Annotated in this window: 9 protein-coding genes, 9 tRNA genes and 2 rRNA genes; 7 read left to right on the top strand and 13 right to left on the bottom strand. The window is 52.1% G+C overall.

Annotated features, from left to right (window positions below; all coding sequences use genetic code 11):
• Window positions 1-14 precede the first annotated feature (14 nt).
• The gene (locus HMPREF1508_RS03005; RefSeq protein ID WP_044959293.1) at window positions 15-821 is read right to left on the bottom strand and encodes an alpha/beta hydrolase; all 807 of its coding nucleotides are present in this window, start codon (window positions 819-821) and stop codon (window positions 15-17) included.
• An 18-nt stretch (window positions 822-839) separates the two neighbouring features.
• A complete protein-coding gene (locus HMPREF1508_RS03000; RefSeq protein ID WP_044959291.1) occupies window positions 840-3,404 on the bottom strand; it encodes a glycoside hydrolase family 31 protein in 2,565 nt (854 codons plus the stop codon).
• A 272-nt stretch (window positions 3,405-3,676) separates the two neighbouring features.
• On the opposite strand from HMPREF1508_RS03000, the gene HMPREF1508_RS02995 reads away from it, so the two are divergent.
• From HMPREF1508_RS02995 to HMPREF1508_RS02965, 7 genes are all read left to right on the top strand, one after another.
• Complete coding sequence (locus tag HMPREF1508_RS02995; RefSeq protein WP_044959289.1) at window positions 3,677-4,516, top strand: helix-turn-helix transcriptional regulator; 840 nt, start codon at window positions 3,677-3,679, stop codon at window positions 4,514-4,516.
• 229 nt (window positions 4,517-4,745) lie between these two features.
• Complete coding sequence (locus HMPREF1508_RS09600) at window positions 4,746-5,378, top strand: hypothetical protein (protein ID WP_049906863.1); 633 nt, start codon at window positions 4,746-4,748, stop codon at window positions 5,376-5,378.
• Between the two features lie 87 nt (window positions 5,379-5,465).
• Entirely contained in the window at window positions 5,466-6,599 is a 1,134-nt protein-coding gene (locus tag HMPREF1508_RS02985; RefSeq protein WP_049906862.1) for an alpha/beta hydrolase, read from the top strand.
• Window positions 6,600-6,792: 193 nt separating this feature from the next.
• Window positions 6,793-8,436, top strand: a complete 1,644-nt coding sequence (gene hcp, locus HMPREF1508_RS02980) for a hydroxylamine reductase (protein WP_044959287.1) — start codon at window positions 6,793-6,795, stop codon at window positions 8,434-8,436.
• A 59-nt stretch (window positions 8,437-8,495) separates the two neighbouring features.
• Entirely contained in the window at window positions 8,496-9,116 is a 621-nt protein-coding gene (locus HMPREF1508_RS02975; RefSeq protein WP_044959285.1) for a hypothetical protein, read from the top strand.
• A 108-nt stretch (window positions 9,117-9,224) separates the two neighbouring features.
• Window positions 9,225-9,845, top strand: a complete 621-nt coding sequence (locus tag HMPREF1508_RS02970) for a hemerythrin domain-containing protein (protein WP_044959282.1) — start codon at window positions 9,225-9,227, stop codon at window positions 9,843-9,845.
• Window positions 9,846-10,030: 185 nt separating this feature from the next.
• Window positions 10,031-11,335: a patatin-like phospholipase family protein gene (locus HMPREF1508_RS02965; protein WP_049906861.1), complete on the top strand. Its 1,305-nt coding sequence runs from the start codon at window positions 10,031-10,033 to the stop codon at window positions 11,333-11,335.
• A 53-nt stretch (window positions 11,336-11,388) separates the two neighbouring features.
• Here the strand turns inward: HMPREF1508_RS02965 and HMPREF1508_RS02960 are convergent.
• The 11 genes from HMPREF1508_RS02960 to rrf all read right to left on the bottom strand — a co-directional run bounded on the left by HMPREF1508_RS02960 (window position 11,389) and on the right by rrf (window position 15,974).
• A tRNA-Leu gene (locus tag HMPREF1508_RS02960) sits at window positions 11,389-11,472 on the bottom strand.
• Between the two features lie 32 nt (window positions 11,473-11,504).
• Window positions 11,505-11,577 (bottom strand) — tRNA-Val (locus HMPREF1508_RS02955).
• A 42-nt stretch (window positions 11,578-11,619) separates the two neighbouring features.
• Window positions 11,620-11,693: transfer RNA gene (locus HMPREF1508_RS02950), tRNA-Asp, on the bottom strand.
• A gap of 23 nt (window positions 11,694-11,716) precedes the next feature.
• Window positions 11,717-11,790, bottom strand: a tRNA-Ile gene (locus HMPREF1508_RS02945).
• 4 nt (window positions 11,791-11,794) lie between these two features.
• Window positions 11,795-11,867, bottom strand: a tRNA-Thr gene (locus HMPREF1508_RS02940).
• Window positions 11,868-11,877: 10 nt separating this feature from the next.
• Window positions 11,878-11,949, bottom strand: a tRNA-Glu gene (locus HMPREF1508_RS02935).
• Window positions 11,950-11,984: 35 nt separating this feature from the next.
• Window positions 11,985-12,056 (bottom strand) — tRNA-Asn (locus tag HMPREF1508_RS02930).
• Window positions 12,057-12,336: 280 nt separating this feature from the next.
• A 23S ribosomal RNA gene (locus HMPREF1508_RS02925) occupies window positions 12,337-15,237 on the bottom strand.
• Between the two features lie 378 nt (window positions 15,238-15,615).
• Window positions 15,616-15,688, bottom strand: a tRNA-Ala gene (locus HMPREF1508_RS02920).
• A gap of 91 nt (window positions 15,689-15,779) precedes the next feature.
• Window positions 15,780-15,853, bottom strand: a tRNA-Ile gene (locus HMPREF1508_RS02915).
• Window positions 15,854-15,856: 3 nt separating this feature from the next.
• Window positions 15,857-15,974: ribosomal RNA gene (gene rrf, locus HMPREF1508_RS02910) — 5S ribosomal RNA — on the bottom strand.
• Window positions 15,975-16,153: the final 179 nt, after the last annotated feature.

Raw genomic sequence — 16,153 nt, 5'->3', positions numbered from 1 at the left:
CCTACCCTCACCGGTCAATCCTCCAGCAGCCAGTCCAGGATATGTCTGATATATTCGTCCCAGAAATCCCAGTCATGGGCGCCAGGTCCTTCCTCGTAGGTCAGGGCAATGCCCTGACTTCTGACCCAGTCTCTCATTGCCAGGTTATCCTCATACAGAATGTCCTTCTTTCCCACAGCCTGGTAGAGCCGGGGCAGGCATCCCCTCTGATGGTTCTCCGCAATCAGCGTCTTCAAGTCATACCGGCTGCCTTCCATCCGGTAGCTGCCATCCTGATCCCTCACATCGGCAAAGGCGCTCTCAAGGGGGAAGACCCCCTCAGGCGGATTGCTGATTACCGAGGCGATATTCAGGGCGCCGGACATGGATGCTGCTTTTGAGAACAAATCCGGCCTTCTGTTTGCCAGATACCAGGCCCCATAGCCTCCCATGGAAAAACCGGCAATATAGGTCCTGGCCGGGTCCCTGGATACAGGAAAAACATTTTGGATGAAGGTCGGGAGCTCCTCGGTAAAGAAGTCGTAGTACCTCCTGCCGCCCTTCAGGTTCTGATAAAAAGAATTCTCCGCGGACGCCATAACCACCACGATCCCCCTGTCCTGGGCATAGCGGTCAATATTCGAGTACCTGATCCAGGAGAAAGCGTCCCCGAAAGCGCCATGCAAAAGATATAAGACAGGCAGCCCCCGACAGTAATCATACTTGGGACTTGCGTTGATGTCCGTGATCGCCTCGGAAGATCCCGGCGTCGGGACAAAGACGTTCAAGCTGATATTGGATCCCATTGCGAAACTGGAATAGTGAACTTCCATCAGTGCCATAATAGACTTCCTTTCCTCTCACATCCCGAGCAGATCAATATCCTCAAAGCTGACAAGCAATTCATAATCCCTCCCGGGATTCGGGTACTTGATCTGCACTGACCTCTTGGACTGGCTGTAGTACCAGCCGCAATCCGCCTCTTCAAATCTTGCCCGATGCAGGGAATGGGGAATTTGCTCTCCCGCAACGGTCACCCAGAAGGGCGCCTTTTCTCTGTGAACCATATCGACATAGATATCCTCGATGGGGGACCGGTAGGTCCCGGTGGATGCGAATTTCACAGAAGTTCTCTCCCCCTCTTCCATCTCAATCACAGTTCTCCTGTAGTCCCCCTGCTGATACTGCATGGTATTGCCGTCATCCTCATAGAGGACGAAGGAGGATCTTCCCGAGGGAACCAGAAGCAGCCGCAGCCCTGTCACCTTCTCTGTCGTCAAATTATTGAGCTCATTGCCGGCCATGGGAAGGATGGCCCCGTCCGCCAGAAAGAGTGGAATGCTCCCCATATCGACCGGAAAGCAATAGGTCTCTCCGCCCTCATATGCTTCTCTGGTGTAGAAATCATAGAAGGTATGACCCGCGGGGAAGTAGACCTCCTTGCTTGTCGCCCCCTGATCGACGACGTTGGCGACCAGAAGAGAGTCTCCCTCCATGAAGTTGATCCCCTCCCCATAGGTATTGACATCATCCTGATAGACCATAAAAAGGGGCTGCATCATAGGAAGTCCGGTCTCATTTGCCCTGCGCATCAGGGAGTAGAGATAGGGGCTCAGCTGATAGCGAAAGTGAATCGCCGCTGAGATCAGGCCCTTGGAGCCGGAGTACATCCAGGGCTCTGTGACCGTATTATCGGTGTTGGTGGAATGAATGGAGAATCGGGGCTGGAAGATTCCGTTCTGCACCCAGCGGACAAACAGTTCCTCCTCCGGAGCCGGGCCGTAGAAACCTCCAATGTCGCAGCCCATATTGGAGACTCCGCACAGGCCCATGCCCAGAATGGTCGCAATATTGTATTTCAGGGAGGTCCAGGAGGTGAAGTTGTCGCCCGCCCAGGTCTGGGCGTAACGCTGTAATCCCGCATGCCCTGACCGGGTCACAACAAAGGCTCTCTGATCAGGTTTGGCCTCATGAATTGCCTCCTGGGCCAGCTGACACATCATATTGGCCATGACGGCCTTGGTCCGGCCAATCGTCGCTCCCTTGCCCTCGAAGGAAACTCTGGCATCCTTATCGGTCAGGCCATCGTATTCGCAGTTATCATTCCAGATGGAGTAATTGCCATAGTCAACCAGAGACTTCCTGACATAGTTTTTCCACTCGGTGCGAGCCCTCGGATCCGTGAAATCCACATAGTTTCCCAGGCCGCCCCACCAGATGCCGACAGCGGGCTTATCCTCTTTGGAGTCCCTGACAAACATCCCTCTGGCGACAAACTCGTCGTGCAGGGGATGGCAGAGGAGCATGCCCGGCTTGATATTGGGGGATACCGATACCCCGCGCCTTGTCATCTCGGCGAAGAACCTGGCCGGATCCTTGAAGCGATCATGGTTCCAGGTAAAGGTGCATCTCTTGAGTCCCTGGGAAGTCTCCACATTGCAGTAACCGGAGGAGAGCTGAAAACCGTCAATGGGGATATTCTCTTCCCTTGTCGTATCAATAAAATCAATGACGGCATCGTCCGCATCCTTTGGGAGCTCAGGATAGTACATGGAAGACCCCAGATAGCCCAGGGCTCCCACAGGGAGCATGACGGACTTGCCGGTCAGATCTGTGTATCTTTCTATGACATCGGAAATCTTGGGACCATTGATAAAAAAGAGATCGATATCTCCCCCGTCCGTCCGGTATATGGAGTGGTGCCTGACATAGTTCGTATGGCTTCTTCCCATATCGAAGTCAGACTCAAAGGTGTTGTGATAGAAATAGCCGACCGCCTGTCTGGTTCGGTCATTCAGACGCACATAGAAGGGAATATGCTTATAGAGACGATCTGTCTTCTCTGCGTTATAACCCATTGAATCGCCCGGGATCAGCTGCATATATTCTTCCCGCTTGTCGATCTTGCCGGTTCTCTCGCCGAACCCGTAATAGTGATCCTGGTCTGTCAGGGCGGAATAGTGGATGCGGCGATGGTTCGAATCCTCCTGCAGACCCATATAGGGAATATCCTCGTGCACCAGCTGTCCGTCCTCATTAAAGATTTTCAGCATATAGGGTTCCCTGAAGACCACGAGGGTCATCTTTGCTCCGCAGATCAGCTCAACCCCGTCGACATCTGCGTGGGGATAGCCAAGGGCATGGTCCAGCCCGGCCAGACGCGCAATCTTCTCATCGGCGGTAAGCAGTCTCCCTTCCTTTGGTTCAATCCTGCGTCGATAGCCCGTGAGGACATCGTCCATCCGATCCTCCCAGGCCGTCATGGCCAGGGTATAGGATTCCTCGGCGAAATCGCCGTCAAAGCCGGCGCGAATTCGCAGGATGTCATCCGTCATGAACATCAGGCGGATTTCAACCGCGTCCGTCATAATAGAGAAGCCTGATCCTCTTTTCTCAATCGAAGTCACTTTATTCGCAACACGCATCCGACATCCTCCCTGGATTCTAAGACAGCCGATATCCGCCACATTCGTCATATTTGCAGAGATCCCACAAAGAGGACTCGTCCATCCCCTGCTTGCACAGATCCAATCGGCCTGTCAGATCAACGCTATCGTATTTATTTTAGCCCGAAAAAAAAGACAAAACTATACTATTTTTGTCCTGGTGTCTCACTCATTTTACATATCCTGTGGTATCCTGACAGTGGTTCCCGTCTTGTCATTTGAAAAAGGTCATTTGAAGGGCAGGTATTCTTATGATTGATCACGCAGGTATTCTCATCGAACAGGGCGCCGATATCGCCGCCGAGCGTGTCCGCTCCTCAGAGAATATGATGAAATCCCATTATCACACCTACTACGAGCTCTATTATCTGGAGGAGGGCTGCCGCCTGCACGCTGTTTCCGATCAGATCTACCGGACTGAAGCGGGCGAAATGATCCTCTTTCCCCCTTATTCCATGCATCACTCTTACGCTCCCTCCGAAGATCAGGCCTTCCAGCGTATCGTCGTCTATTTCACGGAAAAGGCGATCGGCGACCTTACCCTGATTGAGAAAATGCGGCATGCAGGCGGGCTCTACCACCCCGACCGGAGAATGAACCATCAGATTCATGGGCTTCTGGGAATGATGCTCATGGAGCAGTCAGAGACAGATGATCTGCATGATATTACTATGGAGACCATTCTCCGCGCGATTCTCCTTCTCCTCCTGAAGGATGTCCGCACCTTAAATCCCACGGTAAATAAATCACGCGTCATTAAGGTCATCGAGTACATCTCCGACCATTACATGGAAGACCTTCGTCTGGACGAACTGGCCGGCCGCTTCTACGTCAGCCAGTATTATCTCTGCCGTGAATTCAAGAAATACACCAGCCGGACCATCAACCAATATATCAATACGACCCGTATCCTCAATGCGCAGAGAGAAATCATGGAGACCAACCACCCCTTCTCCCAGGTGGCCGCCAACTGTGGCTTTGCCTCCTCCACCCACTTCAGCAGGGTCTTTCGCTCAGTAACCGGTATGACGCCGACTGCCTTCCGCAAAAGCTGCTCCCAAAGACAAGTGACAGAAAGGAAGTTCTCATGAATTACAGTCCCGTTTCCCCGCAGATGACCATCGGCGACCTGGTGAATACCATTTCAAAACGTGAAATGTAAAACGTCAACTCTCTACGCTCATAAGTTTCATTCCAGAGGATTATTTGATAAAGTATTTTGTAAAGGACTTCCAAACACCTCATTGTTTAAAATCAATTGGAGATATTTTAGGTGCCTCCGCCAGTGATTGCTGTCTGGCAAAAACTGAGGATGTGGGTATGAAAGAACAGATTGCCAAAATATTTTTGGAGTCATTGATTTATTCAAAACGTATGCTTACGAGTGCTATAAGCGTGATCCTTTTCATTATTGGCATCGCATTCATAATTTCACCGCTATTTATGATAAGTCAAAGTTACACCTGGACATCAGGTCTCGTTATCATAACAGTGGCAATTCTTTCTATCTACATACGAAAAAAGGGGGCTTCCATGAAAACGTCAAATAGAGTGTATTATCTATCTGCTCTTTTGCTACAGGGTGTAGCATTCGTTTTAGAGATACTGCCGGTTGGTGCGGTCATGGTTTTTGCGACGAGTCCAACGGAACGAAGCATTAAAGTGTATTCCTATTTCAATATTCTTCATGTTGGATATGCGAATTTCTCTCCATTATTGACAGGGATCCTGACAATTTTGAGTATCTTGCTCGGTGTAGGCGCCTTGTTCAAGTTTAAGAAAGCTGCCGAACTCAAAAAAGCCATATTTATTTGCAGCATCATCTCGCTGCTGTTTTCGATTACTCCGCTATTCCTATTTGGAACAATTGGGATGACAGCTGCAAGTTATGCGGTTTTTGGCGCAATTTTCTTGTCGATCTGCCTACAAGCGGTAGCTAATCGGCAGGCATAGTTTTCTGTCTTCAATGAAGGACACAGATGGTACTTATAATTTCCGCAAAAGCTGCTCCCAAAGACAAGTGACAGAAAGGAAGTTCTCATGAATTACAGTCCCGTTTCCCCGCAGATGACCATCGGAGACCTGGTGAAAAATCCGGCCTATGGCCTCTTGTCCCGCTATATCTTTACGTATATGACTCCCGATCGCTATTATGCCAGCTTGGACAGCCTGGGATTTAAGACTGCCGGATTTGTTCCCGGACTGCACCGCTTAGAGGAACTGGCTGCTTCCGACAGGCAGGGAGGTTCCTCCTACATCCACCGGATTTATTCTACGGAGGATTGTCTTGCCAACTATGACAAGGCCGCTGTCGCGCTGCTTCACTTTCCCGCGAAAATCCGGGAAACGGAATCTTTTTCGTCTGACATCCAAACACCTGCTTCCGCCCCCTGCACTCCCTACGTCCTTGTCATCCCCGGCGGCGCTTTTAACCGCCAATGGGGCTTTATTGAGGGCCAGGCCATCGCCGCCGCCTTAAATGAAATGGGATATACGGCCTTTGTCCTATACTACCGCACCAAGCAGGAGCCGCTTATGCCAAAACCGATTGAGGATATGCACCGGGCCGTCGCTTATATTGAAGAGCACGCGGCATCCTTTCGAATTCAAAAGGGTCACTATATGATCGGTGGTTTCTCCGCCGGTGCCTGCCTGGCTCAGGAGATCGCCAGTGATAATTTTGGATATGCCTCGCGCCCCGCTGTCATCAAGGCCGGAAGCGCCGGACAGATTTCCTGGAAGCCTGAGGCGATTCCTGCTCCGGAAGCGATTTTTCTTGCCTATACTGCCTGCAGCAATATGGACAGCTACTACCGGCTTCAGAAGCTTCCCGCCGATTCTCCCCAGCGCGCAGGCATGTCCCCTTTCCTTCGCCGCATCGGCGGTCCGGCCTTCGACGAACAATCCCTGGAGCCCTTCGAAATCCTCCGGCATATTGACAGCTCTTACCCCAGAACCTATCTGCTTGCCAACGAGGACGATGACGTTGTTCCTGTTGTAAACACCAGAAACTTTGACGCAAAGCTGAATGAACTGGGCGTTGCGCATATTTGCCGGATCGGAAGGACAGGCGGACACTCCTTTGGCCTTGGAATCGGCCTGGAGCTTGAGGGCTGGCTGGAAGAAGCCGTCCAGTTCTGGCAGAACGCCAGCTTAGCCCCGACTGCTCATTGAGCAGATCCATCGAATGTCCGGTTTTGGTTTTGTTATTGGTTTTCCCTAATTCAAGGCGAATGTGAACTTTATGTTTCCGCATTTTCGTTGGAAATCCAACGAACTTTCCTTTTTCATTTCCCTATGATTGCTCTTGTCAGGTTAGAACTTAACGATATTCACTTCACTATGGGAAAGAAAGAGGCATACGATTATGGAAAACAAAATGTTCTGTTACCAGTGTCAGGAAACCGCCGGCTGTACCGGCTGTACAATTTCCGGCGTCTGCGGCAAGAAACCGGAAGTCGCCGCTATGCAGGATCTTCTGGTCTATGTGACAAAGGGTCTGTCCGCTGTCAGCACTCAGCTGCGCGCGGAGGGCAAGTCTATCGATGAGGCGGTCAACCATCTGGTATCCGTCAATCTCTTCACAACCATCACCAACGCCAACTTTGATCTGGCAGCGATTCAGGCAAGAGTTGAAAAGACCTTAGCCTGCAAGGATCAGCTGCTGCAGCAGGTCTCTGACCGCTCTTTGCTGCCGGAAGCTGCTACATGGAGGGGAGACGCCGCCTCCTTCGCCGTCAAGGCTGCTACCGTCGGTGTTCTCGCGACAGAAAATGAGGATATCCGCTCTCTTCGCGAGCTGATCACCTATGGGCTCAAGGGCCTCTCCGCTTACTCCAAGCACGCAAACGCTCTGCTCAAGGACGATGGTGAGGTGGACGCATTCATCCAGAGAGCTCTGGCGGCAACCTTAGATGACAGTCTCAGTGTCGACGACCTGGTTGCCCTGACCTTGGAAACCGGTAAATTCGGCGTCCAGGGCATGGCTCTTCTGGACAGCGCCAATACCGGCGCCTATGGCAATCCCGAAATCACTGAGGTCAATATCGGCGTCCGCAAAAATCCGGCTATTCTCATTTCCGGTCATGACTTAAAGGATCTAGAGATGCTCTTGGAGCAGACCCGGGGCACAGGAGTCGACGTCTATACTCACTCCGAGATGCTTCCCGCCCACTACTATCCCTTCTTCAAGAAGTACGATAACTTTGCCGGCAACTATGGCAATGCCTGGTGGAAGCAGGCTGAGGAATTTGCGTCCTTCAACGGCCCCATTCTCATGACCACCAACTGTATTGTCCCCGTGCGCGACTCATATAAGGATCGTATCTTCACCACCGGCGCCGCAGGCTACCCGGGAGTCAGGCACATCGACGCTCCCTATGGACAGACCAAGGACTTCTCCGAGATCATCGCTCTGGCCAAGACCCTGCCTGCTCCCACAGAGCTTGAGACCGGTTCCATCATCGGCGGCTTCGCCCACGAGCAGGTATTTGCCCTGGCTGACAAGGTTGTCGATGCCGTTAAGTCCGGCGCCATCAAGAAGTTCGTCGTCATGGCCGGCTGTGACGGTCGTCAGAAGGCCCGTTCCTATTACACCGAATTCGCCGAGAAGATGCCCAGGGATGCCGTGATCCTGACCGCCGGCTGCGCCAAGTACAAGTACAACAAGTTAAATCTTGGGGACATCGCTGGAATCCCCTGTGTTCTGGATGCCGGGCAGTGCAATGACTCCTATTCTCTGGCCCTGATCGCCTTAAAGCTCAAGGAGGTCTTCGGTCTTGATGATGTCAATGATCTCCCCATCGCATACAATATCGCCTGGTATGAGCAGAAAGCCGTGATTGTTCTTTTAGCCTTGCTCTACCTGGGCGTAAAGAACATCCACCTGGGTCCCACCCTTCCCGCTTTCCTCTCCCCCAACGTCGCCAAGGTTCTGGTCGATAACTTCGGCATCGCGGGAATCGGCTCTGTCGATGACGACCTGGATCTCTTCTTTGGGGATATCGCCTGAGGAGATCGAAATCGAATGCGGATGCATTCTCTGACAAGCAACAGCTGGAAAGGAACACCATGAGCGCAACACTCGGCCCCATCCACTACTGGATGTACAATAAGATCAGACTGCGGGAGGAACTGATCGCCTCCCTTGTCGACCTGGCCAAAAGGCAGAATTACGATGAAGATCCGGATGGCTTTCCCCTGGAATCCTACGCCAGAAGAGAGCTTCCTCCCATTGAAAAAGCCCTTGATCTCTCCCAGATTCATGCCTCTCTCTCCGGGCAGATTGACGGAGTTGAAAGGCGCTACGCGAAACTGATCACCAGCCTGCTCAGACAGGATCCTGCCCGCCTCGCTTCCATTAGAGAATGCGTCAGAGCATTTGGCGCTGCCCATCCTGTCTCCGCCGCCAATCCGACCATGGCCTTCCAGGGGATAAACGATGTGCTTCTGGACGGTATGCCCTGTGACCACGCTATCCAAATAAATGAGCAGGCGGAAGATCAGGTCTCTTTCTCCCTGGTTGAGGATCTGCACGGTCCATTCTGGGAAGAAGAAGGGGGTGACAGGGATATCTTCTACCTTTTGCGCGGCGAACTGGTCAATGCAATGCTGGCTGTGAGCGGCTACAGACTCTACTCCGATGGGGACGGCTCTTATCATATTGCGCAGGTCGCATCATTGAAATCCTGACAGCAAAACGTCCTCTTTTAAACTGCCTCTTGTCATCTCCTGTCCATACGAATTGCCCTGATCTGACAGAGGAGAGACTGGATTAAGCCAGTCAGAAAGGATTCGCTTATGTACTCTACCGACATCATGCGTGCGGAGCACGATCATATTTTCACCTTTCTCAAGACGGTGCGTGCCCTTTGCTGCCAGGTATTAGAAGGTCTTCCTCTTCCGGTCGATGACTTTCGCAAGATCGTCAGCTTTGCCCGCAATTACTCTGACCACCAGCATCACGGCAAGGAGGAGAATTTCCTCTTCAACGAGATGGTTACCAACCTTGGCCCCATCGCTGACAAGCTGATCAAACACGGCATGCTCGTAGAGCACGATCTCTGCCGCAGGCATGTCATGGACCTGGAGACAGCCCTGGATCTCTACGAGAAGGATCCACAGACGATTTACAAACTGGATATCCTGACCGCCGCTGAGGGCTATGCCACCACTCTCCACCGGCATATCAGCAAGGAAAACACCGTAGTTTACCCTCTGGCGGAGCGTTCCCTCTCAGAGGACATCATCGCCAGGATTGATGCCCAGGTAGAGGCCTTTGAATCCGAGACAGCTGAAAAAGGCGTCCAGGATCACTATCTGGCAATGATAGATGAGCTCAAAGACAAGTACGGTCAGATCGAAGACCAGCACGACAAGGTGGACAAACCTGTCTCCTTAGCAGCGGCATTCGGCAGATAAGAGTGCTTTCATGACACGGCGTACGGATAACACGGCGTACGGATAACACGTCGTAGGGTGCAGTCCGAAAAAGGGCTGCACCTTTTTTGCCTGTAAATCGAAGTCCCAATAGCAAATGCTGCCCTGTCTTCTGTGGTATCATAGATTCTGTCCAAAGATAAAGGACCATAGGATAAGGTACACAGATGAAACAGGAAAGCGAAAACATATACCGTCTCCTCCGCCGGGCCCAGGAATCTGTCTTGCGCGCGCAGGAGGACCTGATTGAAGCCGGATCTCAACTGTCAGAAGTGTCCTGTGATCAGGACAATGCTCTGACAGAGAGCCTGGAGCATATGAGCAACTCTCTCCACATGGCAATTCTGGAACTGGACGACCTGATTCCCGAAGATCTTCCGGACGAAGATGCCATATCTTCAGAGACAAAGACTTCTCTTCTCTCTGGAATCAGTTCCCTCCCCCGCGCCACCGCGGAAAAAATTTCAGACCTGATTCCTGACCATCCCATGGAGAAACTTGCGGGCCTGGTTCCGGATACCGCTGTCGAACGCATCAGCGAGCTCCTTCCGGACCGGAGCAGGGCTTCGATCTACTCTGGTCTGGATCAGATTCCCCGCGGCAGGGCCAGTCGGGAAATCAGACCGGGTGCTTTAATCTTGGAGGGCGGCGCCTTCCGCGGTCTCTACACGCAGGGCGTCTTAGATGCCCTGATGGAGGCCAATATCAATTTTCAGACGACCGCAGGTATTTCAGCCGGGGCACTTTCCGCTCTGGGCTATGTCTCCGGAGAAATCGGCTGGTCTGCCCGTTTGAATCTGAGCCTGCGCCACAATACCAACTATATTGGTCTTGACGCCATGCGCCGCGACCATGGCATCACCGGTTTCTCCTATATTTTTGAGGACCAGCTCAAAGAGCATCCCATCGAACTGGATCGCCTCAACGATCCTCGCCGCCGCCTTGTTGTCGGGGCGACGGACATGAATACCGGTCTGGTGCATTTCTTTGAAAACGGCCGCCGCAGGGATTTTTTTCGCGCCGCGCGGGCTTCCGCAACTGTCCCCTATGTCTCCCGTCCCGTTGTCATCGATCAGGTTCCCTATCTGGATGGCGGAATGGTCTGCAATATTCCCTATCAGTGGGCAGTTGATGAAGGCTATGACAAAATTGTCGTTGTAAAAACCAGAGATCACTCCTATCGCAAGCCGACGGGCGGTGCCTTCCGCCAGCAGAGAATCAACCATCTCTACTATCACAACTATCCCAGACTCCTGGATGCGCTCAGCCATTCCACAGAGAATTACAATGCCCTTTTAGATCAAATTGACCGGGATGAAAAAGCCGGCAAAATCTTTGTTTTCTCCCCCAAAGATCCCGTCGAAATCAACCGCTTTGAATCGGACATGGATAAGCTCGGCGATCTCTACTGGAAGGGATATCGTGAGACCAAACAGCGCATCGAAGAATTAAAGGAATACTTATCGAAATAACAAAAAGAAACCCCAGCCAGACCAGGATTGGAATGGATGGGGTTTTCTCATGATGCCGCTGGTCGGGCTCGAACCGACACGGTGTTGCCACCACGGGATTTTAAGTCCCGCGCGTCTGCCAATTCCGCCACAGCGGCAGATCTGTCGTATGGATTCCATACAACAAAAATGGGACCTATAGGGCTCGAACCTATGACCCTCTGCTTGTAAGGCAGATGCTCTCCCAGCTGAGCTAAGATCCCGCGTGACTCATGCGAAATATTCTGAGACTTCCTCGCATGAAACGACCCAGGAGGGGCTCGAACCCTCGACCTCCGCCGTGACAGGGCGGCGCTCTAACCAACTGAGCCACTAGGCCAAAAATGAAAGATGATCAAAAAGTGGACCTTCAGGGACTCGAACCCGGGACAAACCGGTTATGAGCCGGTTGCTCTAACCAACTGAGCTAAAGGTCCAAAGAGCCGATGATCGGACTCGAACCGATAACCTGCTGATTACAAATCAGCTGCTCTGCCAATTGAGCCACATCGGCACACTTCAAATGACTCCGACGGGGTTCGAACCCGTGTTACCGCCGTGAAAGGGCGATGTCTTGACCGCTTGACCACGGAGCCCAAACTCTTTATCTCTTGTTTGCGGATAAAGAAAACTCCCCAAGTAGGGCTCGAACCTACAACACCTCGGTTAACAGCCGAGTGCTCTACCATTGAGCTATTGAGGAATATTTCTGAAAGTATTCGATTAGGATACCTTCAAAACTTCATACAGATGAATTGCAAACCTTTGAAAATGGTCATCTCGCATCCGCGACTTCGTTGCTTCTGCTCGATGTGTTTGCTTTGCAAACTCTTCCATTTTCTACGAAAGCGGTCACCTCGAATCCGCGTCTTCGACGCTTCTTCTCGGTGCATTTGCTTCGCAAATGGACTCGCTCGAAAACAGGTCGCTCCAAGCGCAAGCGCTCTCGCTCCTCTTTTCCTGCTCGTCCGCTTTCTTCGCTTTTGGTCAAGCCTTCGATCGATTAGTGACAGTCAACTTAACACATTGCTGTGCTTACATCTCTGCCCTATCTACCTTGTACTCTGCAAGGGATCTTATGTCCTTATAGACGGGATATCTCATCTTGAGGGGGGCTTCACGCTTAGATGCCTTCAGCGTTTATCCCGACCAGACTTGGCTACCCGGCGGTGCCTTTGGTAGACAGCCGGTACACCAGTGGTCCGTCCAACCCGGTCCTCTCGTACTAGGGTCAGCTCCTCTCAAATATCCTCCGCCCGCGCCGGATAGGGACCGAACTGTCTCACGACGTTCTGAACCCAGCTCGCGTACCGCTTTAATGGGCGAACAGCCCAACCCTTGGGACCTGCTACAGCCCCAGGATGCGATGAGCCGACATCGAGGTGCCAAACCACTCCGTCGATGTGAACTCTTGGGAGTGATAAGCCTGTTATCCCCAGGGTAGCTTTTATCCGTTGAGCGATGGCAATCCCACGTTATACCACCGGATCACTAAGTCCGTATTTCTACCCTGCTCCACCCGTCGGTGTCGCAGTCAAGCTCCCTTCTGCCTTTGCACTCTGCGGATGGTTTCCAACCATCCTGAGGGAACCTTTGAGCGCCTCCGATACCCTTTCGGAGGCGACCGCCCCAGTCAAACTCCCCGCCTGGCATTGTCCCCCGACCGGGTCACGGCCGCAGGTTAGAAATCCAATACTGCAAGGGTGGTATCCCAACAGCGACTCCTCCAGGACTGACGTCCTGGGCTCTCAGTCTCCCACCTATCCTGTACATGCAGCACCGAATCCCAGTACCAAACTGGAGTAAAGCTCCATGGGGTCTTTCCGTCCTGGCGCGGGTAACCAGCATCTTCACTGGTACTTCAATTTCACCGGATGCATTGTTGAGACAGTGTTCAAATCATTACGCCTTTCGTGCGGGTCGGAACTTACCCGACAAGGAATTTCGCTACCTTAGGACCGTTATAGTTACGGCCGCCGTTTACTGGGGCTTGAATTCAAAGCTTCGCCGAAGCTAACCTCTCCTCTTAACCTTCCAGCACCGGGCAGGCGTCAGCCCATATACTTCACCTTGCGGTTTCGCATAGACCTGTGTTTTTGCTAAACAGTTGCTTGAACCTATTCTCTGCGGCCATCCGAAAGGATGGCACCCCTTCTCCCGAAGTTACGGGGTCATTTTGCCGAATTCCTTAACAATGCTTCTTCCGTCGGCCTTAGGATTCTCTCCTCATCTACCTGTGTCGGTTTGCGGTACGGGCTCATATCAAACTATAGCGGCTTTTCTCGGCAGCCGGCTCACGCGCTTCGCTACTATAATTTCGCTCCACGTCACGTCTTCGGATTGATGAGCGGATTTGCCAACGCGTCTCCTACCTCGCTTGTACCGGTCTTTCCATTCCCGGCTCGCGCTTTCCTTCTGCGTCCCCACAGTTCTGTTGATATCAGGTACAGGAATCTCAACCTGTTGTCCATCGGATACGTCTTTCGACCTCTCCTTAGGCCCCGACTTACCCAGGGCAGATCAGCTTTACCCTGGAAACCTTAGATATTCGGCCGCGAGGATTCTCACCTCGCTCTCGCTACTCATTCCGGCATTCTCTCTTCCCGTACCTCCACCGTTCCTTATCGGTACGGCTTCGTCGGCCTGGGGAATGCTCCTCTACCGATGTATCTTAGATACATCCCACAGTTTCGGTATCGTGTTTTAGCCCCGGACATTTTCGGCGCAGGACCTCTCGACTAGTGAGCTGTTACGCACTCTTTGAATGTGTGGCTGCTTCTGAGCCAACATCCTAGTTGTCTTCGAAATCCCACATCCTTTTCCACTTAACACGTATTTGGGGACCTTAACTGGTGGTCTGGGCTCTTTCCCTTTCGACTACCCAACTTATCTCGTGCAGTCTGACTCCCGGTCATCATCTTTCTGGCATTCGGAGTTTGATATTCTTTGGTAAGCTTTGACGCCCCCGCGGAAATTCAGTGCTCTACCTCCATAAGACTAAACCGAGGCTAGCCCTAAAGCTATTTCGAGGAGAACCAGCTATCTCCGGGTTCGATTGGAATTTCTCCCCTATCCACACGTCATCTCCACCCTTTTCAACGGATGTGAGTTCGGTCCTCCATTGCCTTTTACGGCAACTTCAACCTGCACATGGATAGATCACCCGGTTTCGGGTCTACGCAATGTGACTGACTCGCCCTGTTCAGACTTGGTTTCCCTTCGGCTGCAGGCCTTAAGCCCTTAACCTCGCCGCACTGCGTAACTCGCCGGACCGTTCTACAAAAAGTACGCGGTCGTGCGCATTTTCATTGCACTTCCACAGCTTGTAAACACAGGGTTTCAGGTTCTCTTTCACTCCCCTCCCGGGGTTCTTTTCACCTTTCCTTCACAGTACTATTCGCTATCGGTCACTAAGGAGTATTTAGGCTTACGGAGTGGTCTCCGCTCCTTCCATCAAGGTTTCTCGTGTCTCGATGTACTCTGGATCCCGCCTTGTCAACTCAGACTTCGCTTACGGGGCTGTCACCCTCTCTGGCGGACTTTCCCAAAGTCCTTCTGCTGTCTTTGTTGAATCAATTCTGCGGTCCGAACCCCACAGTGCACGCACCGTGGTTTGGCCTCTTCCGCGTTCGCTCGCCGCTACTTACGGAATCGATGTTTCTTTCTCTTCCTCCGGCTACTTAGATGTTTCAGTTCGCCGGGTTCCCTTCCATAGCTTATGGATTGGGCTATGGATGACCGGAGTTTGTCCGGCCGGGTTTCCCCATTCAGAGATCCGTGGATCACAGCTTATGTGCAGCTCCCCACGGCTTTTCGCAGCTTATCACGTCTTTCTTCGGCTCTTAGTGCCAAGGCATCCACCCTGCGCTCTTTCTTGCTTGACCTCGCTACGAGCACTTAGACGGTAACGAGCCCTTTGGCGATGTTAGCGTCTTACGTGCGATGCATGCATGGCCCTTGGTGAAAGCGAGTCTGTTAAGACGAAGCTTGAACCTAGTAGCCAGGCGCGTTATTCGCACGCTGCTTTTGTCCTCGTATTCGTTTTGATGCATAGCGTTGCATCAGCTTAAAAAAGCTTGTGTTTTGATCTTTCGATCGGTTTGTTAATTCTCGGATGTCTTGATATTTGTCGATCCTTCTGTCGCAATCTCCATCTCATTCGCGAACAGGTCCGCTCATGATCTGCAGATTCAGAAGGTCTTTTTATCAATTCTTCTATCTGTATGAAGTTTTCAAGGTACCGTGACCGGAAAACCGGTCAGTGGAGATAAAGGGATTCGAACCCTTGACCCCCTGCTTGCAAGGCAGGTGCTCTCCCAACTGAGCTATACCCCCATGGGTACTTCTATGCAGCAACAGACGATTTCACCATATACTTTTAATCTTCTATTGCTATGTATCTCTTCAACGCTCTTTGCGTTGAGAATGGGCTTAAGTGGACTCGAACCACCGACCTCACGCTTATCAGGCGTGCGCTCTAACCAGCTGAGCTATAAGCCCATAATTCGGCAGCCACCTATCCTCCCGGGCCGTCTCCAGCCGAGTACTGTCGGCCGCCTGAGTCTTAACCATCGTGTTCGGGATGTTAACGGGTGTTCCCCTCAGGCGCATCGCCACCGAAAATATGAAGTTATCTTTGAGCCGCAAGGATCGGAAAAAACAATGCGTCGAATACTCGCATTCGTAAGCATTTGTTTTTGATGATCCTCGGGGCGAATGCCCCGGCTTGTGGACGAAGTCCACAAGGCATGCTTATCGGCTGCGCCGATAAGCTGCGCTCAAACACTTGCGTGCCTGATA

It is taken from the genome of Shuttleworthella sp. MSX8B (genome assembly GCF_000524295.1).
Classification (GTDB): Bacteria; Bacillota; Clostridia; order Lachnospirales; family Lachnospiraceae; genus Shuttleworthia; species Shuttleworthia satelles.
Note: the sequence above shows the minus strand (reverse complement) of the source record. Positions and strands in the feature narration are given on the sequence as shown.